Origin of the sequence: Rhizobium sp. 862_C5_N1_2 (genome assembly GCF_051811205.1) — a bacterium.
GTDB lineage: Bacteria > Pseudomonadota > Alphaproteobacteria > Rhizobiales > Rhizobiaceae > Rhizobium > Rhizobium leguminosarum.
The window spans coordinates 3,076,928-3,099,692 of the sequence record NZ_JBPWPT010000001.1; the positions used below are offsets into that span (position 1 = coordinate 3,076,928).

Genomic DNA, 22,765 nt, shown 5'->3' on the forward strand with positions numbered 1-22,765 from the left:
GAGGGTATGCCAATGTTTCTGGAAGATGAGTTTGCCATAGGGCGCATTCGCGCGCGCCGAATTTCCGTTTCAGTCCTTGTTGCATTCACTATCTTTGCGGCCTGCATCACCGCGGTGCTGGGACTTGCCTCCGCCGCCCGCGCCGCCGAGACGCCGCAGGCATCCGCTGAGCTCGCAGCACTTGTGCGGCCGAACGACGTCCGCAGCGGCTCGCTGCTCTTTCCCTCGAAGGAGCCGGGCTTCTATGTCGAAGCGCCGCGGCTGAAGAGTGATGTCGCCATCGATGTCTCCGGCCCGATCGCCAGGGTGAAGGTGACGCAACGCTTCCAGAATCCGAGCCAGGGTTGGGTCGAGGGCACCTACGTCTTTCCGCTGCCGGATAATTCCGCCGTCGACACCCTGAAAATGCAGATCGGCGAACGCTTCATCGAAGGCCAGATCAAGCCGCGCCAGGAAGCCCGCGAGATCTACGAGCAGGCCAAGGCCGAGGGCAAGAAGACGGCGTTGCTCGAACAGCAGCGGCCGAACATCTTCACCAACCAGGTCGCCAATATCGGTCCCGGCGAAACCATCGTCGTCCAGATCGAATACCAGCAGACCATCCACCAGTCGGGCGGCGAGTTCTCGCTGCGCTTCCCGATGGTCGTCGCCCCGCGCTACAATCCGGCGCCGATCGTCCAGACCGTCGAATTCAACAACGGCGCCGGTTTTGCCACACCGCGCGACCCGGTGGAAAACCGCGACAAGATCGAAGCCCCCGTGCTTGACCCGCGTGAGAACGCCAGGATCAATCCGGTTTCGCTGACCGTCGACCTCAAGGCCGGTTTCCCGCTCGGCGACGTCAAATCCTCCTTCCACGCGGTCGATATCAGCAACGGCGACCAGACGAGAACGATCAGCCTGAAGGCGGACTCCGTTCCTGCCGATAAGGATTTCGAGCTCACCTGGAAGGCCGCCCCCGGCAAGATGCCGAGTGCCGGCCTCTTCCGCGAAGTGATTGATGGTAAGACCTATCTGCTCGCCTTCGTCACCCCGCCCACTGCCCCCGATACGGCAGCGCCGCCGGCGAAACGCGAGGTGGTCTTCGTCATCGACAATTCCGGCTCCATGTCCGGCCCGTCGATCGAGCAGGCAAGGCAGAGCCTGGCGCTTGCGATCTCCAAGCTGAACGCCGACGACCGCTTCAACGTCATCCGTTTCGACGATACGATGACCGATTATTTCAAGGGTCTCGTCATTGCCACCCCTGACAATCGCGAAAAGGCGATTGCCTATGTCAGAGGCCTGACTGCCGACGGCGGCACGGAAATGCTACCTGCCTTGCAGGCTGCGCTGCGTAACCAGGGACCGGTCGCAACCGGAGCGCTGCGCCAGGTCGTGTTCCTGACGGATGGCGCGATCGGCAACGAACAGCAGCTTTTCCAGGAGATCACCGCAAATCGCGGCGATGCCCGCGTCTTCACCGTCGGCATCGGCTCGGCGCCGAACACCTATTTCATGACCAAGGCCGCCGAAGTCGGCCGCGGCACCTTTACGGCGATCGGCTCGACCGATCAGGTGGCGAGCCGCATGGGCGAGCTTTTCGCCAAGCTGCAGAACCCAGCCATGACCGATATCGCCGCAAGCTTCGAAGGCATCGCAGCCGAGGATATCACGCCAAACCCGATGCCGGACCTCTATAGCGGCGAGCCTGTCGTGCTGACCGCGCAACTGCCTGACGATAAGCCCGCCGGCAAGCTGCAGATCATCGGCAAGACAGGCGACCAGCCCTGGCGCGTCGAGATGGATATCGCCAATGCCGCCAACGGCAACGGCATTTCCAAGCTCTGGGCGCGGCGCAAGATCGACGATTTCGAGGCGCGCGCCTATGAACGTCAGGATCCGGCCGCGCTCGACAAGGATATCGAGACCGTGGCGCTCGCCCATAACCTCGTCTCCCGCGTCACCAGCCTGGTCGCCGTCGACGTCACCCCGTCTCGCCCGGTCGATCAGCCGCTGGGCTCGACCACGCTGCCGCTCAACCTACCGGAAGGTTGGGACTTTGATAAGGTTCTAGGCGAAAACCCTGCCCCTCGTGACGACGCGGAGCGCCATGGCTCGGCTACGCCGACAGGAAACGCCGGACCGGAGCAGGCTGAGGCCGAAACACAGAAACTCATCGCATCGCCTGAGATCGCAAACATGATGGCTGCAGCCCCGACCGCCAAGGCCGCCACCATGATCGCGCAAAAAAGCACGACCGTGAACCTGCCGCAGACGGCAACGCGCGCCGACGAGCAGATCATCCGGGGACTGACCATGTTGCTCCTCGCGCTGATGGCGGCAAGCGGCCTGGCCGTCTGGCGGCGGCGCCTCAAGGGCATTATTGCCGTCGGAGCCAAACAAAATGGTCTCTAGGCTCTCTGCAAGCCAGAATGAGGAAGTGGCCGAATTCGAGCCGCTTCCGACCTATCTGGAACTCGCCATGGCCGCCGCCACGGCCTATGACCGACCGAAGATGCGCCAGAAGAAGGGTTTCTTCCTCTGGCGTCTTTCCTCGATCGAAAAAGCAATCGCCTTTGCCATCGCCGGCCTTGCCCTCTATGGTTTGGCGCTGATCGGCGACGGCTTCCTGCTGAAGGCGAAGGCGGAGCTTTCCCAGGTGCTGCTGAAACGCGCCTTCGCCGCCGAATTACGGGGCGAAGAAACAAAACCCTGGCCCTGGGCGGATTTCACCACCGAGGCCAAGGTACGCGCCCCGCGCCTCGGCAAGGAGGCGATCGTGCTCTCCGGCGCCTCCGGCGAAGCTCTCGCCTTCGGTCCGGCCTGGCTCGTCAACACGCCACAGCCCGGAGAGGAAGGCACCTCCGTCATTGCTGCCCATCGCGACACGCATTTCCGCTGGCTGCAATATATAAGGCCCGGCGATACGATTGAAGTCACGCGCCGCGACGGCAAACTGTTGACCTTCAAGGCCGGCGAGGGCCGCATCGCCCCGTGGGATGCAAGCGGCATCGATCCCACCTCCGATGGCCGCCGCCTGGTGCTGACCACCTGCTGGCCCTTCGACGCGACGGAACGCGGGGCGTTGCGCTACATCCTCGAGGCGGAATTGGTCGATGGCTAGAGCGCCGTGCGTCCTCTTGGACGCACAAAGGACGCTCTACCTCTTTTGAATCTGCGCAACGGGATCAGTTCAACCGGTAAACACAAAGCCGTTATTGCAGGTCGAATGAGGGTTGAAGCCCTCCCCTGCCCGCTCCACGTTCAGCCCGAGAGACGACGGGGAAGCACGATGAAGAGAATGTCCGCCTTCCATTTCGCCGCAGCGCTGGTCCTGTTCGGCACCGTATCGGCGGATGCAGCTGATACTGTCAACACGCAGGATCTCGCGGTGCGGGTCGACAAGCTCGCCGACGGCCTCGAACATCCCTGGGCGGTCGAGGTCTTGCCCGACGGCGCCTATCTCGTCACCGAGCGGCCGGGCCGCATGCGCATCGTCCGCGACGGCAAGCTCTCCGACCCGATCGGCGGCGTGCCTAAGGTCAGCGCCCGTGGCCAGGGTGGCCTGATGGACGTGGCGCTCGCACCGGACTTTGCGACGAGCCGCAAGCTCTATTTCACCGCCGCCATCGCCAACAGCCGGGGCTCCGGCACCGAAGCCTTCAGCGCCACGCTTTCAAATGACGAAAAGACGCTTCTTGCCGTGACGCCTGTTTTCACCATGCAGCGCTTCACGTCAGGCAACATCCAGTACGGCTCGCGCATCGCGATTGCCCGTGACGGCTCGCTGTTCATCAGCGTGGGCGACCGCGGCGACCGCGACCGCTCGCAAGACTGGCAGGACGATGCCGGCTCGATCATCCATATCAATGCCGACGGCAGCATCCCTGCCGACAATCCGTTCAAAGACGGCGGCAAGGCGCTGCCGGAAATCTGGTCGAAAGGCCACCGCAACCCGCAGGGCATCACCTTCGACGCCAAGGATGGCAAGCTCTATACCGTCGAGCACGGCGCGCGCGGCGGCGACGAGATCAACCAGCCCGAGGCCGGCAAGAATTACGGCTGGCCTATTATCACCTATGGCCGCGATTATTCGGGTGCCGAGATCGGCGAAGGCACGGCCAAGGAAGGGCTGGAACAGCCGCTGCACTATTGGGATCCTTCGATCGCACCCGGCGCGCTCGTCGTCTATCGCGGCGCCATGTTTCCAGAATGGGACGGCAATTTCATCGTCGCGGCGCTGAAGTTCCAACTGCTCTCGCGCATGCAGCGCGACGACGGCGGCGCCTTCGTCACCGAAGAACGTCTGTTCGAGGGCGAATACGGCCGCATCCGCGACGTCGTCGTCGCACCCGACGGCGCCCTGCTGATGGTGACGGACGAGGACAACGGCGCGCTGCTCAGGATCTCCAGAGCGCAGGCCCGCAACGGCTGAGACGTCACAACGCGCCGCGCAGTTCCTTGCGGATGACGAATTTCAACCCGGACCAGATTTCGTCGACGGCGCAGACCTTGATGTCGACGAGGCCCATCGGAAGCAGAACCTCCCGCAGCACGTCCTCGGTGATATCAGTCGGCACCCTCGAGCTCTTCTTAGGCCAGGAGATCCAGACCATGCCATTCGGCACCAGAACAGGCAGGAGCGCAGGCGCGGTCCGCTCTAGCACGGCCCGTTCGGTCGTAAAGAGATGCACATAGTCGAATACGCGTGCGGGCGTTTCCGGAAGTGCCCGAACGACCGAGGCAAAACCGTCGAAACCATTGATGTCGCCGATCGTTTCGGGAATGCCGAGAAGAGCGGCTGACTGCCCCTGTGCAAGGCCGAGTTTCCTGACGAGCGGCGTGCCGGAATAGCCTGCCGCCCTCGGCGCGGCCACGTCGCCGGCCGGCTTCCGTTCTTCGCCTCGCATGCCTTCGCCTCCGTCAACCGGCACGAAGTCTTCACCCTTGCCGAAAGGAAACGCAACTGCTAACCGCTTGCGCACATCTCCCTTCCCCATCGAGGACGACATGACGCGCGTTCAGGCGAACCTCCTCCTATTGCTTGCAGCCGCCATCTGGGGCGGCGGCTTCGTCGCGCAGTCGACGGCGATGAAGGCGATCGGCCCTTTCTGGTTCATCGGCCTGCGTTTTACCGTCGCCACGCTGGCCGTGCTGCCCTTCGTCCTTTTCGAAGCGCGAAAGGCAAAGGAGAAGACCAGCGCACGCCATGCGAAGCTCTATATCCTGATCGGCCTTGCCCTTTTCGGCGGCGCGGCCACGCAGCAGGTCGGACTGCAGACGACGACGGTGACGAATTCCAGTTTCATCACCGGCCTCTATGTGGTCTTCGTGCCGCTGATCGCCGTGTTCTTCCTGCGCCGTGCCCCGCATTGGGTCATCTGGCCGGGCGCGTTGATGGCGGTCACCGGCATCTATCTCCTGTCCGGCGGCCATCTCTCGGCGCTGACGCCAGGCGATCTGCTGACCGTCGTCTGCGCCGTCTTCTGGGCGATCCAGATCACCCTTGCCGGCACGACCGTTTCGGAGACCGGAAGGCCGCTTGCGCTCTCCGCGGTGCAATTCGCCGTCACCGCAGTCTGTGCGCTGGCCGTTGCCGCAGCCGTCGAACCGGTCAGCCTTTCGGCGATCTGGGCCGCGGCGCCGGAGATCCTTTATGTCGGCATCTTCTCCTCGGGCGTGGCTTTCGTGCTGCAGGTGATCGGCCAGCGCTACACGACGCCCTCGCAAGCCGCGATCTTCCTTTCTTCCGAAGCGCTCTTTGGCGCCTCACTCGCCGCCCTGCTGCTCGGCGAGACGATGCCGGTAACAGGCTATGCAGGTTGCGCGCTAATGTTTATCGCTATGCTTGTAGTCGAACTCGTGCCGGGACTGACCCGCCGGCGCTTGCCAGCCGCGTGAACACGCGTCCAAATATGGGTGAGTCACGCATCGGAAAAAAAATTCATTTGCCGCGAGAGACGCGTTCACGTTGCATTTTTGGGAAAATCTGCTCGGAACTTATATTGCAGACGATATAAAACGTTAATCATTCCCTATCAGCGAAGGAAATTTTGCGTTTTTTCGCAAATTGGATGTCGGCAGGGGGTGCCCGGAACGACACGTTAAAAAACTTTTGCTTGCCAAAATCCTTTAAACGCAGCACTCTCGCCGCGTTCGGGCATTTTGCGAGCATGGGAAGTCCTTAAGTATTTGCGCGCCGGGAACGCTAATATTCCGGTCAGCCGGTTCCGAAAATGGCGGGCGAAAGTCCTGCCTGGAACAGGCCGAGGTAGAGGGGACCTTTTTCTCACATTTCAAGAATTGCCTGCCAACACCTCCCCGCAAGGAGGCAATGCTATGATGCTGCCCGTGTGGATGGCGGGCAGAGAGAAAAGGACCTGAGGCATGGCAGAGACTGGCACTGTAAAATTCTTCAATACCGACAAAGGCTTCGGCTTCATCAAGCCGGACCGGGGCGGCGCCGATATCTTCGTTCACATTTCTGCCGTTCAGGCCTCCGGCCTGGCCGGTCTGACGGAAAACCAGAAGGTAAGCTTCGACACGGAGCCGGATCGCCGCGGCAAGGGCCCGAAGGCCGTCAATCTGCAGATTGCGGGCTGAACCCTTAACAAGGCTGGCGAGTTCGAGTTGAAGCCCGGCAGCAATGCCGGGTTTTGTCGTTCAGCCTTCGTTCAGCTACAAATCTGTACTTCTCTCATCATCGAGAAAGGGGCCGGCGTTCGGTTCCCGGGATTAGGATTTATGCTTATGAACAGGCTCGCCAAGACCATTCTGCTGACGGCAACCGCTGCCGCACTCACGCTTTCCGCCATCGGTGAAGCGTCGGCCCGCGACCGCCACTGGCGCCACGGCAATCACGGCAACAACGATGCGTGGGTCGGCGGCGCCGTCGGCCTTGCCACCGGCCTGATCGTCGGTTCGGCCATCGCCAACGCCAATAATGGTCCGGTCTACGAAGAACGCCGCTACATCGACCCGGCCTACGAGCCGGATTATTACGAGCCTGCCCCGGTCTATCGCGCGCCCCGCCGCGTCTATGTCGATCAGCCGCAATATTACGCGCCGGTCCGCACGGCGGTGGAGCCCTGGTCGCCGCAATGGGAGCGTTACTGCTCTTACCGCTACCGCTCCTTCGATCCGCGCAGCGGCACCTATGTCGGCAATGACGGCCGCAGCCACTTCTGCACCGCCGGCTGAATCGTCGAATATCCCTGATGCAAAGCGCCGCTTTTCAGCGGCGCTTTGTTTTGCCTGCGTCAGCCGGTCTTCTTGTTCCAGGGCATGAACTCAGCCTCAGCATCAAAATCGGTCGAGACGCTCACGGTGCGCCACATCCGATCGGCTTCGATACGCGCCGCATCCGCCTTTTCGACGTTGAGTACCGCATCGCTGCCAAGCAGCAGCCGGAACGGCGGCTCGTCGAGACCGGCGATGTGGATGACGACTGCCGCCGCTCTGGCAGGATCGCCGGGCTGGCGACCATCGTACTCACGCTGGAAACGCACCGTAGCACCGACCGTCTCCGCATAGTCCTGCCGCCCTTCGGCAAGCACCGTCGAGGAGCCGGCGAAATCGGTCCTGAAGCCGCCGGGCTCGATCACCGTCACCCTGATGCCGAACGGCGCGATCTCTTTCGACAGTACCTCGGAAAAGCCCTCGACACCGAATTTCGCTGCCGAATAGGCGCCGCGCCCGGCAGGTCCGATCCGGCCGCCGACCGATGAGAACTGGATGATGTGCCCCGCCCCCTGCCCGCGCATCAGGGCGATGACCGCCTTGGTCATGATGATCGTGCCGAAGAGGTTGGTCTCGATCTGGGCGCGGAAATCGGCAAGACTGGTATCCTCGATCGAGCCGACATTGCCGTAGCCGGCATTGTTGACGAGCACGTCGATGCGCCCGAACCTCTTCACACCAGCCTCGACTGCTGCCGCTGCCGCCACCTCGTCGGTCACGTCAAGCGCCAGCGTCAGGACCTGATCGCCATACCGCTCGGAAAGATCGGCAAGCTGGCCGGGATCGCGCGCAGTTGCCACCAAATTGTCGCCGGAGGCCAAAACCGCCTCGGCCAGCGCCCGGCCAAGACCGCGCGAACTCCCTGTTATCAACCAGACTCTGAACATCGGAAACCCTCCTGCTTTGGTTCCCGGCTCATGTATGGTCTATTGTATCCTATCGAAAGAAGGTACCCGGACGATCTATACACACCTTGAGGTAACTGACTTGACCAGTGACATCTTCGATTTCTGCAGCAGTATGACGGACGAACAGGATGGGCGGGCCCGTGAACTGATCGAGCGGGCGGCGGCGAAATGGCCGCTGCGCATCCTGCACGTACTCTCCGATGCCGGCGCACCCCTGCGCTTCTCACGCCTTATGGAGAGGGTCGAGGGCATCAGCCAAAAAGTGCTGACGCAGACGCTGCGCACCCTCGAAAGAGATGGCCTCATCATCCGCACGCTCTATCCCGGAGTGCCGCCGCGCGTCGAATATGAGTTGACGCCGCTCGGACGCGACCTCCTCATGCAAGTCGTCACGCTCTGGCGCTGGATCGTCGAACACCTGGATGATTTCGATGCGCGCAAAGCCGTGAAGCTGACGGCCGCCGGCGTCTAAAGCGCGTCGCAAAGGCATGTCGCGCAAAACCGCTCCACAATTTTGCGCGACATGCCTTCAAGCCGGAATGCGGATCGTTGCCCTCAGCCCACCGAGCGGACTGTCGGTGAGCGTGACGTTGCCGCCGTGGCTGCGGGCGATGTCGCGGGCGATCGCAAGGCCGAGGCCGGTGCCCGACGCATCCAGGTTGCGCGCCGTATCCAGCCGGAAGAATGGCTTGAACACGTCCTCGCGGTTCTTCTCAGGAATGCCCGGCCCATCATCGTCGAAGACGACGGTCAGCCATTTGGCGTTGTGCTTGGCTTCGATGTCGAGCCTATTGGCATAACGCCGAGCATTCGAGGCAAGGTTGGTGACGAGCCGCATGAAAGCGTTCGGCCTGACGGATATGTCGTCATCGCCTTCGATGGAATAGCTGAATTTTTTGCCGTGCAGGGCGAAATCGGATTCCAGCTTCGCGAAGATCTCACTGAGTTTCAGCTCGCCGACATCCTCTTCGACCTCGCCGCGTGCAAAGGCCATGTAGGCCTCCAGCATGGTCTGCATGTCGTTGACGTCATCGTTAAGCCCATGCAGGTCGGGATTGTCGCCAGCGAGCGCCAGTTGCAGCTTGAAGCGGGTGAGGATGGTGCGCAGGTCATGGCTGACGCCGGAGAGCATCGCGGTGCGCTGTTCGATCTGCCGTTCGATTCGCTCCCGCATCAGAATGAAGGCAAGACCGGCGCGCCTGACCTCGTCGGCGCCGCGCGGATAGAAATTATCGGGCTTCTGCCCCTTGCCGAAGCTTTCGGCCGCGCGCGCCAAGGTCAGGATCGGCCGGATCTGCCCGCGCAGGAAGAGGATCGAGATGCCGATCAGCACCAGCGAGGTGCCAACCATCCAAACGATGAAGATATGGGTGTTCGACGCATAGGTCTGGCTGCGTTTGGTCAGCACCCGCAGGATCTTGTTGTCGAGTTTGATGCGGATCTCGACGAGGTTTGAATTGCCGACCGTGTCGATCCAGAAAGGTCGGTGGATCTCGTCGGTGATCTCGTCGCTGAGGATGCCATCGAGAATCGAGAAGAAAGGCTTGACGCGCGGCGGCGGCAGATCGCCGTCCGGCTCGATCGAGATCTGCAGGCTGAGTTGGTCGCGGGCGATGCGGATGATCTCGCTATAGTCCGAGTTCTGCGGATAGGTCTCGATGATTTCGATGATGGCGGCGATGTCACGGGTGACGGCAAGCGACAGCCGCTCCGTCACCATTTGCCAGTGGCGCTCCATGAACACGGCGGCGACGACGGATTGCAAGAGCACCATTGGAATGATGATGATCAGCAGCGAGCGCGCGTAAAGTCCGGTCGGCAGCCGGCGGCGCAGCCACCGGACGATCCAGCGCCAGCCCGGCGCAGAAGTGCGGTCTTCCCGCCGCAAGCTGTCGATCGTCACCATCAGCGCCGGTCCCGAACCTTGAGTTTAGTCGATGCTCAGCCTGTATCCGATGCCGCGCACGGTCTGCAACCAGACGGGATTGGCGGGATCGTCCTCGATCTTACGCCGCAGCCGGTTGATCTGCACGTCGATCGTCCGCTCGCCGACTTCGGTATCGTTGCCGATCAGTTCATGGCGGGGGATCGTGTCGCCGGCGCGCCGTGCAAAGAGCAGCATGATCTCCTGCTCGCGGTCGGTGAGCCGGATCACCTCGCTGGCTTTCTTCAGCTCCTTGCGGGTCAGCGAGAAGGTGTAGGGGCCGAACATCACTTGTTCGATCTTCGGTCCCTCGCCGCCGGCGTTGCGGCGCAGGATGTTGTTGATGCGCAGCACCAGTTCGCGCGGGTCGAAGGGCTTGGAAAGATAGTCGTCGGCGCCCGCCTCCAGGCCTTCAATGCGGTTGCCCGATTCTGCCAGCGCCGTCAGCATGATGATCGGGACGTTCTTGATGGCGCGAAGCCCGCGGGTGACGTCGATGCCGGATTCGCCCGGCATCATCACATCCATGATGATCAGGTCGAAATCGAGACCCGCAAGCTTGCGCTGCGCCTCGGCGCCGTCGGCGGCGACAGTGACGCGGAAGCCGTTCTCGGCGAGATAACGATTGAGCAGCGCGCGGATACGGGAGTCGTCATCGACCACCAGCAAATGCGCCGCATCGTCGGAAATACCTGTCTTGACCGCCATTCAATCCGCCCTCTGTCTGTCCCGCATGCCGCTGAGGAAAGCTTTTACGCCCTCCCGCACCTCCGCAGAAGCCCCTTCGAATGCCCGCTCAATGCGGCGCGATTGCGGCTCGGCAAGGGCAAGCGCCAGCTCTCGTCCCGATTGCGTCGGATAAAGCTTGCGCTGCCGCCGGTCCTCGGGACCTGCCACCTGGCGAATATAGCCTGAATCGATCAGCTGTTTCAGCACCCTTGCGAGGCTCTGCTTGGTGATCTTCAAGGTATCGAGAAGATCAGCCACCGTCATGCCGGGATTGCGGTTGACGAAATGCACGACGCGATGGTGCGCCCGGCCGAAGCCGCTCTTTTCGAGGATGGCATCCGGATCGGAAACGAAGTCGCGATAGGCGAAGAAGAACAGCTCGATGATCTCGAAATCGATGATATCAGTATCTTCCATCGGCGTGCCCAGCGGCTCTGGCTTGCCTACTTTCGGGCCGGTCTGTCGTGACACTCGGCATTCCTTTCTCGTTCCGCGCGCTGCGGGAAACTTTCGCGAAGATATGTCAGCTTTATTGACATAAATTTGCCGCTTAGCTTCCGCGAACTCTGCGGGAGGCCCGCACGGTCTCCTCATTTCCCTGGCACTTCCTGGAAACTAAGGCCCGTCTGGCACTCCGACGCAACACGCGATTTCCCCTTGCGTCTGTGGATAAGACGTAATGGGGACAACAATCAACAGGCATGGCGCGTGAAGCGCCGGAGGAGTTAGGGATGCGCCGGTCGCTTCGGCGACCTGGCCGCGATAATCGAGCACCATAGCATCGGCGTAGCCCTAGGCTGCAAAACGCCGCAGCATCGAGGTGATCGAACGCGCGATCCTGCCGGAGGAACTCCCCGGCTTTAGCGAGTGCTTCTTCACCGGTTCGGCTGCGGAAGTGACCCCGGTTTCCGAAACCGGCCCATACCGCTTCACGCCGTCGACGATCTCCGAAATACATGAAGGAAGTCTATCCGGCGGTGATCGCCGCCGAATAAGACCCTCAGGAAATCGGCCGGCTACTGCATAATTCCTTAAATCGGAATCGATTGAAGGGTAAAATTATGCAGCAATTTAAAGTGCTACAGCGTTCTTTGCGCGTCTCAAAAGCGCGCGGCGCTGTAGATAAACGCCTGCCGGGCCTTTTTACCTGTGCGCCCGTGCCATGACCAGTCCGGCAAGCGTCGAGAGAATGCCGCCGCCGATCAGGCCGCCGATGCCGTCGGCGATCAGGCCGGTCATAGCCGCTTCCCCACCGACCATGCTGAGCAGCATACCGCCGGCAACGCCGCCGATCGCGCCTGCGATCGTACGGGCGACGACGTTGATCGCCTGCTGCTTCAAAGCGGCGCTCGCGGCGTTGCCGCCGATTGCACCGGCAATCAATTGTGTGATGAGCGGAAGTAGGGCTTCCATGATTTCCTCCTCTGGCGATCTCCCCGATCGCCCAGCTACGCCGATCTTTGGCGTATTAGCATTTTATCATATTTCGGAGGAAAGCGTTAAGAAAAATCAACCGATGCGGGATTAAGGCAGGGAGACGCGCCCCGAAACGAGGCGGTCCGACGTCCGCCTCGCCTCAGTTTCTGTCGATCACGTCATTGATAGATGTAGACGATCCGGCGCGTACCGGGATCGACCAGCACCGGCCGATCGTTGATCCTCGTATAGCGGTACTCGTAGTCGGGAATCGTCTGGAAGGTAACGTCTGCAGGCACTTCCGCGCCGACGACGACATCGCCGCCAAGCTGCACCGTCTCACCCGGGTTGGTGTCGATATAGGTGCGGACCGTCTACGGCGGGGTGATAGTCTCGACCGACCCGACGGGGCCGAGCAACTCGTCGCCCGGCGCCGGCTGCGGCTCGGCCGGAACGACACTCGCGGTCGACTCGTAGGTCACGCTGGGAACGCCGATCTCGGAGCGGTGCTGCTCGACGATGACTGAGCTGCCGCCGTGATCGACCTGCAGATAATCGGCATAGACCCAGCCGCGCATGCCGTTGACGTCGACACGGCACCAGCGGCTGCCTTCGATGCAGCCGTCGAGGACTGCGGTGGAGCCGCGGGTGGCAAGACCGACCGAGGGATATTGTGGGCCGGGGCCAGCACGGACGTTGAGATCGTTGACCGTCGTCGCCATCATCTCCGCCTGCGCAAGACCGGCGCTAGCCATCAGCACCGCGCCTGCCAGCAGAATGTTTCTCTTCAAGGTCATGTGAGCGTCTCCTTGGTTTCGATGGGCTGACAACGCACTGGGTTCCACGATGTTCCCCTGTGCTCCGCCGAGCGAAACACTACTTGCGGGAGATTTCATGCAAATGTTTGGAAGAATTGAGAGAAAAACGATTTTATCACCCTGCGACGATGGCAAAGAAGGGCATAAATTCTTGTTGCAGTCCGTCTTTTTACCGTGAGGCACACCGCCCATGGCACAAGATTCCGGCTGTCCTTGCCGCGGTTTCGGATTATACCCGAAGCAGCAGAGACACCAAGCGAGGCACTTATGGGCATGCTCCAGGCCGGCATCATTCCGGTGACACCCTTCCAGCAAAACTGCACGATCTTCTTCGATCCCGATACCAAGGAAGGCATCGTCGTCGATCCCGGCGGCGACGTGCCGCTCATCCTGCAGGCGATCGCCCAGAACGGCCTGACCATCAAGGAAATCTGGCTGACACACGGTCATCTCGACCATGCCGGCGGCGCCGGTGAACTGAAGGAAGCTCTCGGCATCGACGTGGTTGGCCCGCATCAGGACGACCTGCCACTGCTGCAGCGGATCGAGACCCAGGCCGCGAAATACGGCATATCAGGATTGCGTAACGTCGTGCCCGACCGCTGGCTGAAAGACGGCGACAAGATCTCTTTCGGCGCCCATGAATTCGAGGTCTATCACACGCCCGGCCATGCCCCCGGCCACGTCATCTATTTCAACCGTGCGCAGAATTTCGCCCATCTCGGCGATGTCCTCTTCAACGGTTCGATCGGCCGCACCGACCTGCCGGGCGGCGATCATCAGCAGCTTCTCGATTCGATCCGCGACAAGGTATTGCCGCTTGGCGACGACGTCGGCTTCATCTGCGGCCACGGCCCGGGCAGCCGCATCGGCGACGAGCGACGCAGCAATCCATTTCTGCGGGAGATCAGACCTCGTGCCGGCACATCAGGCGAAGCCCCGAACAACTAATGCATGTCGCCCAGAAGTGGGCAGCGGTTTTGGATAACGACTTGCATAAAACAAGGACTTAAAGCGCCGCATAAATCTGGATAGACCCGACGCGCTTAAGGTTGAGCTTGAGCTCACATCATCTTTCGGCCGTTCGGGACCGGCTGTTCGACGGCAGCAAGCACGATTGCGCCGTTCTCGTCCTCGAATCCCAGCGTCAGCACTTCCGAGCGGAAAGGTCCGATCTGGCGCGGCGGGAAGTTGACGACGCCGAGCACCTGCCGGCCCAGCAGGCTTTCCGGCGTATAATGCACAGTGATCTGCGCTGAGGATTTTTTAGTGCCGATATCAGGGCCGAAATCGATCACCAGCTTGATCGCCGGCTTGCGCGCTTCCGGAAAGGGACTGGCCTCGATGATCGTGCCGACGCGAATGTCGACACGCTCGAAATCGACGTAGTTGATCTCTTCGGCCATATGGTCTCCGTCAGCCGGCCAATTCCTCGGCCCGCTTGCGCGCCGCCGCGAGTGCTGCGTCGAACAAGGGCTGCATGCCGTCTTCGGCCATCAGTACGGCCAGCGCCGCCGCCGTCGTGCCACCGGGAGAGGTTACATTCTCCCGCAGCCGCGAAGCGTCGTCGGGGGACTGATGCATGAGTTCACCAGCCCCCGCGACTGTTTCCCGCGCAAGACGCATGGCGAGGTCCGCCTGCAGACCGAGTTTACGGCCTGCCTCCGCCATACATTCGACGAGATAGAATACATAAGCCGGGCCGCTGCCCGAAAGCGCCGTCACGGCATCGATATCGGCTTCCGCCGGCACCCATTCGACCGGGCCCGAGACGCGCAGAAGGGAATGGACGCGTTCGCGCTGCCGATCGCTGACCCCTGAATTGGCAAAGGCGCCGGTGACGCCACGCCCGACCATGGCCGGCGTATTCGGCATGGCCCGCACCATGGCGGCCTTGCCGAGATGTTTCTCGAGGAAACCGAGCGTCTTGCCGGCCGCCACCGAGACGACGACCGTGTCAGGCCCGACGGCGCTCTTCACCGCCGGCAGCACCGTCTCCATCACCTGCGGCTTGACCGCCAGGAACAGCACGCTTGCCTTCAAATCCGTGGGAAGCGCCGTCAGATGGGTCGCGCCAGCCCCGTTGATCGTCGCCAACATCGCCGGCGATGGGCCGGGATCGACGACGATGACGGCTGAGCCCGGAACGCCGCTTTTCAGCCAGCCGGAGAGCATCGCCCCGCCCATATTTCCGGCGCCGATCAGAACGACGGGATGTGTCGAGGAGAAAGCCTTCGTCGGCATCTCAAGCCTCGCCGACCGTTTCGAACAGCACGGCTTCCATCGCCTTCGTCGCTTCCATGCCGGACCAGACGACGAACTGGAATGCCTGGAAATAGGCCTCGCAGGTATCAAGCGCACTGGAAAGCAGCACCTCAACCTGGCGATTGGTAGGCTCCGCACCGCCGGCAAGCAGCAGCGATTGGCGGAAAATGACGACATCTTCCTGGCGCCAGAGGTCGAAATGACCCATCAGCACCTGCCCGTTGATCGCCGAGAGCAGCTTGACCACCTCGTTGACCCTGATGTCGGGAACTTTGATATCGAAGGCGCAGCCAAGATGCAGCGCCTCGAATTCCTCCATCCAGGAGAAGGAGACGTGGTAGTCCGTCCAGCGCCCCTCGACCGTCATCGCGATCTCGTCCTCGCCGGACCGTTCGAACGACCAGTCGTTGTTGGAGGCAACGTACTCGATCATGTCGACCGGGTTCGACTGACGCTCGACTTCCAATTCCATCAGGTTCATGCAGCACCTTCTTGACCGGAACGAATGCGACCTAACTTGGTGTACGAACACAAGAAAGACACACGCAAATACCGGAAACCACCACTCGGATGATCGTTGAACCGCTGCCAGACTTAACGCAGATAACCTGCCCGGAGCTTACCAAGTCGCTTCGAATCATCATTTAAAATCAGTGTATAGCGCCCCTTGCCCCCTGCCAGCCCCCCGAACGGAAAATAGGACTGGCCACTGTGGAAAGGCTCTTCGAAATTCAATTCAGAAGGGAGAATAAGCGACTCTGCGAATTGGCTTTTTTGGCAGTGTCCACAGGTGGAAAACTCACCTGGTTTTTTTACGGAAGATGCGGCGTGTGGCATGAAGGCAACGCCGCATCTGTGTCGTACTAGGATTTAAGCGCCCTCGCCGGCAAGCTTTGCCTCGAGTGCTGCGATGCGGGCGGCAAGCGCCTCATTCTCGTCGCGTGCCTTGATCGCCATCTCGCGCACAGCCTCGAACTCCTCGCGCTTGACGATGTCCATGCTGTTCAGCCAACGCTCGGCTTGGGCGTTGAAGGCGGTTTCGATCTCCTTGCGGACGCCCTGGGCGGCACCGGCCGCATCGGTCATCAGCTTGGCGAATTCGTCCATGATGCGGTTCGTTCCGGTCGTCATGGCGGTTTTCTCCCTTCGCATGAGGTGAATTCAGCCCTTCAGGGCTTCAAGAGTTGAGGTAGGGCTTCACCATCGACGATGCAAGCGCTTTGCACGGGATAAGCTTGCCGGAACCGGCCGGGAACGAGCCATCACGAACAATGGACTTGACCGTCCGGGATCGCAGCGGCATGTTCCGCGCAACTCAACAGGTGGAAAACCTTGCCGATAACAGCCGATCTCCTTGCCATCATGCCTTTCCCGGATATCGATCCGATCGCCTTTTCGATCGGTCCGCTGGCGATTCACTGGTACGGCCTCGCTTACGTCGCCGGCATCCTGCTCGGCTGGGCCTATGCGCGCCGCCTCGCCGCCAATGAAAGTCTCTGGCCCGGCAACGTCTCGCCGATATCAAGGACGCAGCTCGATGATTTCATCGTCTGGGCAGCGCTTGGCGTCGTCTTCGGCGGCCGTCTCGGCTATATTTTCTTCTATGATCTCCCTGCCGTCCTGCGCAGTCCCGTCCGTGCGCTCGAGATCTGGAACGGTGGCATGTCCTTCCATGGCGGCCTGACCGGCACGACGATCGCCATGATCCTCTTTGCCCGCCGCAACGCCATCCCGATCTGGAGCCTGTTCGACATCGTCGCCACCGTCGTTCCCTTCGGCCTGTTTTTCGGCCGCATCGCCAATTTCATCAATGGCGAGCTCTGGGGCCGGTTGACCGACGTGCCCTGGGCCGTGGTCTTCCCGACTGGCGGCCCGTTCGCCCGCCATCCGAGCCAGCTTTACGAAGCCGGCCTCGAAGGCATCGTTCTGCTCCTGGTGCTGGCCGCCTTGGTCTACGGCATGCGCGCGCTGAAAAGCCCCGGCTTCATTACAGGCGTCTTCGTTTGCGGTTATGCGCTGTCGCGCATCTTCGTCGAATTCTTCCGCGAGCCTGACGCCCAGCTCGGTTATCTCCTCGGCACGAACTGGCTGACCATGGGCATGGTGCTCTCCTCCCCGATGATCCTGCTCGGCCTCTGGGCGATGCTGCGGGCCCGCCGCCAGGCTGCGCTGCAGCTCTGAAAACGGCAGGACGCGCGACATGACCACCGCTCTAGGCGAAAAGATCAAGGCGATCATCCAGGCCAACGGCCCGATCAGCGTCACCGATTATTTCTCGCTCTGCCTCGCAGACCCCGAACACGGCTATTACCGCACCCGCGAGCCCTTCGGGCGTTCCGGTGATTTCGTCACCGCGCCCGAGGTCAGCCAGATCTTCGGCGAGATGATCGGCGTCTTCATCGTCCATGCATGGCAGCGCCACGGCACACCGACGGACGTCCGCCTCGTCGAGATCGGCCCCGGCCGCGGCACCATGATGGCCGACATGCTGCGCGTCATCTCCCGCATCGCTCCACCGCTTTTCGACGCCATGACCGTGCATCTCGTCGAAACCAGCGAGCGCCTGCGCGACGTCCAGAGCCAGACGCTCGAACACCACGGCGAGAAGATCACTTGGCACGATGGCTTCGATGAAGTACCGCCCGGCTTCACGCTGATTGCCGCCAACGAACTCTTCGATGCCATCCCCATCCGCCAGTTCGTTCGCATGCCGACGGGTTTCCGCGAGCGCATGGTCGGCATCGACGCCGATGGCGAGCTGACCTTTGCCGCCGGCGTCGCCGGCATCGACCCCACCTTGCTGCCCGAACCGGTGCAGGACGTGCCGGTCGGCACGCTCTTCGAGATCTCGCCTGCCCGCCAGGCGGTGATGATGGCGATCTGCGAGCGGCTGCGCGCCTTCGGCGGCACGGCGCTTACGATCGACTACGGCCATCTCGTCACCGGCTTCGGCGATACGCTGCAGGCCGTGCGCATGCATGAATTCGACCCGCCGCTCGCCCATCCAGGTGAAGCCGATCTGACGAGTCATGTCGACTTCCAGCAACTCGCCGAAACGGCGCTTGCGGCCGGCCTCCATCTGAACGGCGCCCTGCATCAGGGTGATTTTCTGACCGGTCTCGGCATCCTCGAGCGCGCAACCGCCCTCAGCCGCGATCGCGAGCTGCAAACCCAGCAGGTCATCCAGACGGCGGTCGAAAGGCTCGCCGGCGCCGGTGAAGGCCGGATGGGCGAACTCTTCAAGGTGATGGCGGTCTCCTACCCCGCCATCGATCTCATGCCCTTTCGTCCGGTGGATTGACAGGGCGCACGCGGCTGGTTCAACATCCGCCCGAAACAAGAACTTGAAGCGCGCCGCATATGCGATGCGCTTGGGATCATGACAAACCCCTCGAAAACCCCGGAATCACAGATGCAGGACGCGGCCTCTCCCGCACCGATCGAAAGCGCGCTGCTGAACCAGGCGGCGGGCAGCGCGATCCGGCACGGTTATTTCACTCGGGCCGGCGGCGTTTCCGAAGGGCTTTATCGCGGCCTCAATGTCGGCCTCGGCTCCAGCGACGAACGCGACAAGGTCCTGGAAAATCGCCGTCGCGTCGCCGCCTGGTTCGGCTTGCCGGTCGAGCGGCTGGCAACCGTGCATCAGGTCCATTCCCCCGATGTCGTGACGATCGGCGCCGATTATGACGGCATCCGCCCCGACGCCGATGCGATGGTAACGGCAGCCCCTGGTATTGTGCTTGGCGTGCTTGCCGCCGATTGCGGACCGATCCTGTTTGCTGACCCGGACAATCGCGTCATCGGCGCCGCTCATGCCGGCTGGAAAGGCGCATTGACGGGCGTGCTCGAAAATACCGTCGCCGCCATGGAGGCGCTGGGTGCGGACCGCGGCAGCATCGTCGCCTGCCTCGGCCCCTCGATCAGCCAGGCAAGTTATGAGGTCGGTCCCGAATTCGTCGAGCGTTTCGTCGCCGAAAACCCGGACGACGAGCGCTTTTTCGTGCCTTCCGCAACGCCCGGCCACGCCATGTTCGACCTGCCGGCGCTGACCGTCGACCGGCTGGCGAAAGCCGGCGTGCGGGCCGAAAGCCTCGGCCTCTGCACTTATCCGGACAACGAGCGCTTCTTTTCCTACCGCAGGACGACACATCGCAAGGAGCCGGATTACGGCCGCCAGATTTCCGCGATATCAATCAGGGAGACTTGAGCAGAATGGCACTGCACTTCGAAAAGGCCGAATTCGCAAGCCGGCTTGCGCGCCTCACCGAGAAGATGAAGGAAGAAAAGCTCGACGCCTTGCTGCTCTTCGCCCAGGAAAGCATGTACTGGCTGACTGGCTACGACACCTTCGGCTACTGCTTCTTCCAGACGCTGGTCGTCAAGAGCGACGGCACCATGGCGCTGATCACCCGCTCGGCTGATCTTCGCCAGGCCAGGCATACCTCAATCCTCGAGGACATCCATATCTGGGTCGACCGGGTCAATGCCGACCCGACGCTCGACCTGAAGAACCTGCTGGTCGAGATGGATCTGCTCGGCGCCCGCATCGGCGTCGAATACGATACGCATGGCATGACCGGCCGCGTCGCCCGCCTGCTGGACGCGCAATTGACCACCTTCGGCCAGATCGTCGACGCCTCCTACCTCGTCAGCCGCCTGCGCCTGATCAAGAGCCCGACGGAGGTCGCCTATGTCGAGCGCGCCGCCGCTCTCGCCGACGATGCGCTCGATGCTGCGATCCGGCTGACAAAACCCGGCGCCGACGAGGCCGATATCCTCGCCGCCATGCAGGGCGCGATCTTTTCCGGCGGCGGCGACTATCCCGCCAACGAATTTATCATCGGCTCCGGCGCCGACGCGCTGCTTTGCCGCTACAAGGCCGGCCGCCGTAAGCTCGACGCCAGCGACCAGTTGACGCTCGAATGGGCCGGCGCCTATGCGCATTACCATGCCGCCATGATGCGGACGATCGTCATCGGCGAGCCGACGCATCGCCATCGCGAGCTTTACAACGCCTGCCGCGAAACCATCGAGGCGATCGAGACCGTGCTGAAGCCCGGCCAGACCTTCGGCGATGTCTTCGACATGCACGCCAGGATCATCGATGAGCGCGGCCTGGCCCGCCACCGGCTGAATGCCTGCGGTTATTCGCTCGGCGCCCGTTTCTCGCCCTCCTGGATGGAGCATCAGATGTTCCATGTCGGCAATCCGCAGCCGATCGAGCCGAACATGTCGCTCTTCGTGCACATGATCATCGCCGATTCCGATACGGGCACGGCGATGACGCTCGGCCAGACTTATCTGACGACACCGGATGCGCCGCGCGCCTTGTCGCGCCATCCGCTCGATTTCATCGGGCTTTGACCGGTGAGAATCCGGAATTGACAGACGACCGTCCCCACCCGCATAAATTCGGGTGGGGCTGATTGCGATTGTGGGAAGGACGGATCAAGGGATGACGCGAGCTGCGATTGTGCCCACGTTCCTGTTCGTCATGGCTCTGCTGACCGCCTGCAACACCACCGATGCGCTGACGCCGCAGGTCGATATCGGCGATTCCTCCGGCCGCCCGTCGTCGAGCCCGGTAACGCAGAGCGAAGCCGAGCGGTTGGCGGGCACCCGCCAGCCGAGTTTCTCGGCAAGCTCGCAGCAGGGCGGCTACCATCCAGCCTATGATCAGTCACAGCAGGCCTATCGGCCCGGCACCGGCGCGCCGCCGACGACGATGCAGGAGCAGGCAGACGCCCTGTCGAGGAGCAGCTCCTCGCCGGCCGCCTCCGCCCCGATCGACGGACAATCGCTGCCACCGCCGGTGGCCAGTGGTGGGCTTCCCGCACAGTCGGCTCAGCCGGCCGAGGCACGACAGCCGCAGCAGACCGCCGCCCTCCCCTCCAGTTCCTCCTCCGTTCGCGGCAGTACCGTGCGCTTCCTGCCGATCATCGGCGCGCCGGTGCAGGCCGTGACACCGCTCTCGCGCCAGCTCGGCACCGAGGCGCGCGCGCACGGCCTTTCCATCAAGAGCTCGAACGATGCGAGCAGCGATTACATCCTCAAAGGCTATCTCTCCGCCTTCAGCGACGACGGCAAGGTTACCGTCGTCTATGTCTGGGACGTTCTCGACAGCGGCGGCGGCCGCTTGCATCGCATCCAGGGACAGGAAAGCGTGCCGACGGCCGCGGCCGATCCCTGGGCGGGCGTTCCGGCCTCGGTGATGCAGCAAATCGGCTCAAAAACCATCGCGGAATTCTCCTCCTGGCGGCAGACTCAAGGCGGTTAGTCACAAACTTTTTGCAAATATGGAAGCCTGTGGCGCCTTTGCCCTTGCATTCACGGGGAAGCTGACTAAAAAGCGCGGCTATCAGCGCGTAACAGGCGGACCAAAATGAAGGTTTTCGCAGGCAATTCGAACCGGCAACTCGCCGAAGCGATCTGCAACTATCTCAATGTTCCCTTGGGGAAAGCCAGTGTTCGAAGGTTTGCCGATCAGGAAATCTTCGTGGAAATCCAGGAAAATGTGCGCGGTGAGGACGTTTTCCTCGTGCAGCCGACCGCCTTTCCCGCCAACGACCATCTGATGGAACTGCTGATCATGATCGACGCGATGCGTCGTTCGTCAGCCCGCCGCATCACCGCCGTCCTACCCTATTTCGGCTATGCCCGTCAGGATCGCCGGGCCTCCGGCCGCACGCCGATCTCCGCCAAGCTGGTCGCAAACCTCATTACCGAAGCCGGCGCCGACCGCGTCATGACGCTCGATCTCCATGCAGGGCAGATCCAGGGCTTCTTCGATATACCCACAGACAACCTCTTTGCCATGCCCGTGCTGACCCGCGACATCAAGAGCCACTATGACCTCAGCAACGTCGTGGTCGTCTCGCCCGACGTCGGCGGCGTGGTTCGCGCCCGCGCGCTCGCGAAGCGCCTGGACTGTCTTCTGGCCATCGTCGACAAGCGTCGCGATCGGCCGGGTGAATCCGAAGTCATGAACATCATCGGCGACATTGCCGGCAAGGACTGCCTGCTGATCGACGATATCGTCGATTCGGGCGGCACGCTCTGCAACGCGGCCGACGCGATGCTGGCCAAGGGCGCATCCAGCGTCACCGCCTATATCACCCACGGCGTTCTCTCCGGCGGCGCGGTCACCCGCGTCACCTCCTCGAAGCTGCGCGAACTCGTCATCACGGATTCCATCCAGCCGACCACGGCCGTCCTCTCGGCCCACAATATCCGCGTCGTAACGACGGCGCCGCTGATCGGCGAAGCCATCAGCCGCACGGCTCAGGAAGAGTCCGTCTCCAGCCTCTTCGATTAAAAGGAGCCGGCGTTCGACCGGCTCTTTCAATTTCTACTTCAGATGGACCAAGCTATTGCCGGGCATGCTCTCCGAGCCGCATGAATTGCTGGCCGTTGATTGTCGCGGAGCCGCGTCGCAAACCGCCGTCCCGATCGTTGGTCTCCGCAGGGCTTGTGACGCAAGACGC

The 22,765-nt window shown here is 62.1% G+C and carries 24 protein-coding genes and 2 pseudogenes; 15 read left to right on the forward strand and 11 right to left on the reverse strand.

Annotated elements, in window-relative coordinates:
- The first annotated feature begins 12 nt into the window (after nucleotides 1-12).
- The 3 genes from ACD590_RS15525 (at nucleotide 13) to ACD590_RS15535 (ending at nucleotide 4,417) form a co-directional block, all read left to right on the forward strand.
- A complete protein-coding gene (locus ACD590_RS15525; RefSeq protein ID WP_439003008.1) occupies nucleotides 13-2,397 on the forward strand; it encodes a marine proteobacterial sortase target protein in 2,385 nt (794 codons plus the stop codon).
- Complete coding sequence (locus ACD590_RS15530; RefSeq protein ID WP_439003009.1) at nucleotides 2,387-3,106, forward strand: class GN sortase; 720 nt, start codon at nucleotides 2,387-2,389, stop codon at nucleotides 3,104-3,106. The genes ACD590_RS15525 and ACD590_RS15530 overlap by 11 nt, the downstream gene beginning before the upstream one ends.
- A 168-nt stretch (nucleotides 3,107-3,274) precedes the next feature.
- Nucleotides 3,275-4,417: a PQQ-dependent sugar dehydrogenase gene (locus tag ACD590_RS15535; RefSeq protein WP_439003010.1), complete on the forward strand. Its 1,143-nt coding sequence runs from the start codon at nucleotides 3,275-3,277 to the stop codon at nucleotides 4,415-4,417.
- Between the two features lie 4 nt (nucleotides 4,418-4,421).
- On the opposite strand, the gene ACD590_RS15540 is transcribed toward ACD590_RS15535, so the two are convergent.
- Nucleotides 4,422-4,892: a hypothetical protein gene (locus tag ACD590_RS15540; RefSeq protein ID WP_026230701.1), complete on the reverse strand. Its 471-nt coding sequence runs from the start codon at nucleotides 4,890-4,892 to the stop codon at nucleotides 4,422-4,424.
- 100 nt (nucleotides 4,893-4,992) lie between these two features.
- Between ACD590_RS15540 and ACD590_RS15545 the strand changes: the two genes are divergently transcribed.
- The 3 genes from ACD590_RS15545 (at nucleotide 4,993) to ACD590_RS15555 (ending at nucleotide 7,182) form a co-directional block, all read left to right on the forward strand.
- Complete coding sequence (locus ACD590_RS15545; RefSeq protein ID WP_439003011.1) at nucleotides 4,993-5,883, forward strand: DMT family transporter; 891 nt, start codon at nucleotides 4,993-4,995, stop codon at nucleotides 5,881-5,883.
- Between the two features lie 486 nt (nucleotides 5,884-6,369).
- Nucleotides 6,370-6,585 (forward strand): cold-shock protein, encoded by a 216-nt coding sequence (locus ACD590_RS15550; protein WP_003561293.1) that lies wholly within the window; start codon nucleotides 6,370-6,372, stop codon nucleotides 6,583-6,585.
- A gap of 141 nt (nucleotides 6,586-6,726) precedes the next feature.
- Nucleotides 6,727-7,182, forward strand: a complete 456-nt coding sequence (locus ACD590_RS15555) for a BA14K family protein (protein WP_026230703.1) — start codon at nucleotides 6,727-6,729, stop codon at nucleotides 7,180-7,182.
- 59 nt (nucleotides 7,183-7,241) lie between these two features.
- On the opposite strand, the gene ACD590_RS15560 is transcribed toward ACD590_RS15555, so the two are convergent.
- The gene (locus tag ACD590_RS15560) at nucleotides 7,242-8,108 is read right to left on the reverse strand and encodes an oxidoreductase (RefSeq protein WP_113542334.1); all 867 of its coding nucleotides are present in this window, start codon (nucleotides 8,106-8,108) and stop codon (nucleotides 7,242-7,244) included.
- 34 nt (nucleotides 8,109-8,142) lie between these two features.
- Between ACD590_RS15560 and ACD590_RS15565 the strand changes: the two genes are divergently transcribed.
- Entirely contained in the window at nucleotides 8,143-8,601 is a 459-nt protein-coding gene (locus tag ACD590_RS15565; protein WP_439003012.1) for a winged helix-turn-helix transcriptional regulator, read from the forward strand.
- Nucleotides 8,602-8,658: 57 nt separating this feature from the next.
- On the opposite strand, the gene ACD590_RS15570 is transcribed toward ACD590_RS15565, so the two are convergent.
- Genes ACD590_RS15570 through ACD590_RS15580 form a run of 3 tightly spaced genes read right to left on the reverse strand, consistent with a single transcriptional unit; the run spans nucleotide 8,659 to nucleotide 11,253 of the window.
- The gene (locus tag ACD590_RS15570; protein WP_047618532.1) at nucleotides 8,659-10,035 is read right to left on the reverse strand and encodes an ATP-binding protein; all 1,377 of its coding nucleotides are present in this window, start codon (nucleotides 10,033-10,035) and stop codon (nucleotides 8,659-8,661) included.
- A gap of 24 nt (nucleotides 10,036-10,059) precedes the next feature.
- Nucleotides 10,060-10,761: a response regulator gene (locus ACD590_RS15575; RefSeq protein WP_003581129.1), complete on the reverse strand. Its 702-nt coding sequence runs from the start codon at nucleotides 10,759-10,761 to the stop codon at nucleotides 10,060-10,062.
- Nucleotides 10,762-11,253 (reverse strand): MarR family winged helix-turn-helix transcriptional regulator, encoded by a 492-nt coding sequence (locus ACD590_RS15580; protein WP_026230704.1) that lies wholly within the window; start codon nucleotides 11,251-11,253, stop codon nucleotides 10,762-10,764.
- Between the two features lie 328 nt (nucleotides 11,254-11,581).
- Between ACD590_RS15580 and ACD590_RS15585 the strand changes: the two are divergent.
- A pseudogene (locus ACD590_RS15585) lies at nucleotides 11,582-11,809 on the forward strand (hypothetical protein); the annotation flags it as partial.
- Between the two features lie 116 nt (nucleotides 11,810-11,925).
- Here ACD590_RS15585 and ACD590_RS15590 read toward each other — a convergent pair.
- Complete coding sequence (locus ACD590_RS15590) at nucleotides 11,926-12,195, reverse strand: hypothetical protein (protein ID WP_003541697.1); 270 nt, start codon at nucleotides 12,193-12,195, stop codon at nucleotides 11,926-11,928.
- A gap of 182 nt (nucleotides 12,196-12,377) precedes the next feature.
- A pseudogene (locus tag ACD590_RS15595) lies at nucleotides 12,378-12,995 on the reverse strand (DUF1236 domain-containing protein).
- Nucleotides 12,996-13,283: 288 nt separating this feature from the next.
- Between ACD590_RS15595 and ACD590_RS15600 the strand changes: the two are divergent.
- Nucleotides 13,284-13,967: an MBL fold metallo-hydrolase gene (locus ACD590_RS15600; protein WP_439003013.1), complete on the forward strand. Its 684-nt coding sequence runs from the start codon at nucleotides 13,284-13,286 to the stop codon at nucleotides 13,965-13,967.
- Nucleotides 13,968-14,080: 113 nt separating this feature from the next.
- Here ACD590_RS15600 and ACD590_RS15605 read toward each other — a convergent pair whose 3' ends face one another.
- The 4 genes from ACD590_RS15605 to ACD590_RS15620 all read right to left on the reverse strand — a co-directional run bounded on the left by ACD590_RS15605 (nucleotide 14,081) and on the right by ACD590_RS15620 (nucleotide 16,412).
- Nucleotides 14,081-14,422 carry a tRNA-binding protein gene (locus tag ACD590_RS15605; RefSeq protein WP_439003014.1) on the reverse strand — a complete coding sequence of 114 codons (342 nt, stop codon included), beginning with the start codon at nucleotides 14,420-14,422 and terminating at the stop codon, nucleotides 14,081-14,083.
- A gap of 10 nt (nucleotides 14,423-14,432) precedes the next feature.
- Nucleotides 14,433-15,260: a pyrroline-5-carboxylate reductase gene (proC, locus tag ACD590_RS15610; protein WP_439003015.1), complete on the reverse strand. Its 828-nt coding sequence runs from the start codon at nucleotides 15,258-15,260 to the stop codon at nucleotides 14,433-14,435.
- 1 nt (nucleotide 15,261) lies between these two features.
- On the reverse strand, nucleotides 15,262-15,762 hold the full coding sequence (locus tag ACD590_RS15615) for a YbjN domain-containing protein (protein ID WP_003541709.1): 501 nt from the start codon (nucleotides 15,760-15,762) through the stop codon (nucleotides 15,262-15,264).
- 389 nt (nucleotides 15,763-16,151) lie between these two features.
- Nucleotides 16,152-16,412: an accessory factor UbiK family protein gene (locus tag ACD590_RS15620; protein ID WP_003541711.1), complete on the reverse strand. Its 261-nt coding sequence runs from the start codon at nucleotides 16,410-16,412 to the stop codon at nucleotides 16,152-16,154.
- Nucleotides 16,413-16,613: 201 nt separating this feature from the next.
- Between ACD590_RS15620 and lgt the strand changes: the two genes are divergently transcribed.
- The 6 genes from lgt (at nucleotide 16,614) to ACD590_RS15650 (ending at nucleotide 22,596) form a co-directional block, all read left to right on the forward strand.
- Entirely contained in the window at nucleotides 16,614-17,462 is an 849-nt protein-coding gene (gene lgt / locus ACD590_RS15625; protein WP_439003016.1) for a prolipoprotein diacylglyceryl transferase, read from the forward strand.
- A gap of 19 nt (nucleotides 17,463-17,481) precedes the next feature.
- Nucleotides 17,482-18,582: a class I SAM-dependent methyltransferase gene (locus ACD590_RS15630; protein WP_018243029.1), complete on the forward strand. Its 1,101-nt coding sequence runs from the start codon at nucleotides 17,482-17,484 to the stop codon at nucleotides 18,580-18,582.
- A 111-nt stretch (nucleotides 18,583-18,693) separates the two neighbouring features.
- Entirely contained in the window at nucleotides 18,694-19,488 is a 795-nt protein-coding gene (pgeF, locus tag ACD590_RS15635) for a peptidoglycan editing factor PgeF (protein ID WP_439003017.1), read from the forward strand.
- A 5-nt stretch (nucleotides 19,489-19,493) separates the two neighbouring features.
- Complete coding sequence (locus ACD590_RS15640) at nucleotides 19,494-20,645, forward strand: M24 family metallopeptidase (protein ID WP_018243031.1); 1,152 nt, start codon at nucleotides 19,494-19,496, stop codon at nucleotides 20,643-20,645.
- Nucleotides 20,646-20,736: 91 nt separating this feature from the next.
- Nucleotides 20,737-21,558, forward strand: a complete 822-nt coding sequence (locus ACD590_RS15645) for a hypothetical protein (RefSeq protein WP_439003018.1) — start codon at nucleotides 20,737-20,739, stop codon at nucleotides 21,556-21,558.
- 105 nt (nucleotides 21,559-21,663) lie between these two features.
- Nucleotides 21,664-22,596, forward strand: a complete 933-nt coding sequence (locus tag ACD590_RS15650; RefSeq protein ID WP_018073974.1) for a ribose-phosphate pyrophosphokinase — start codon at nucleotides 21,664-21,666, stop codon at nucleotides 22,594-22,596.
- Nucleotides 22,597-22,765 lie beyond the last annotated feature (169 nt).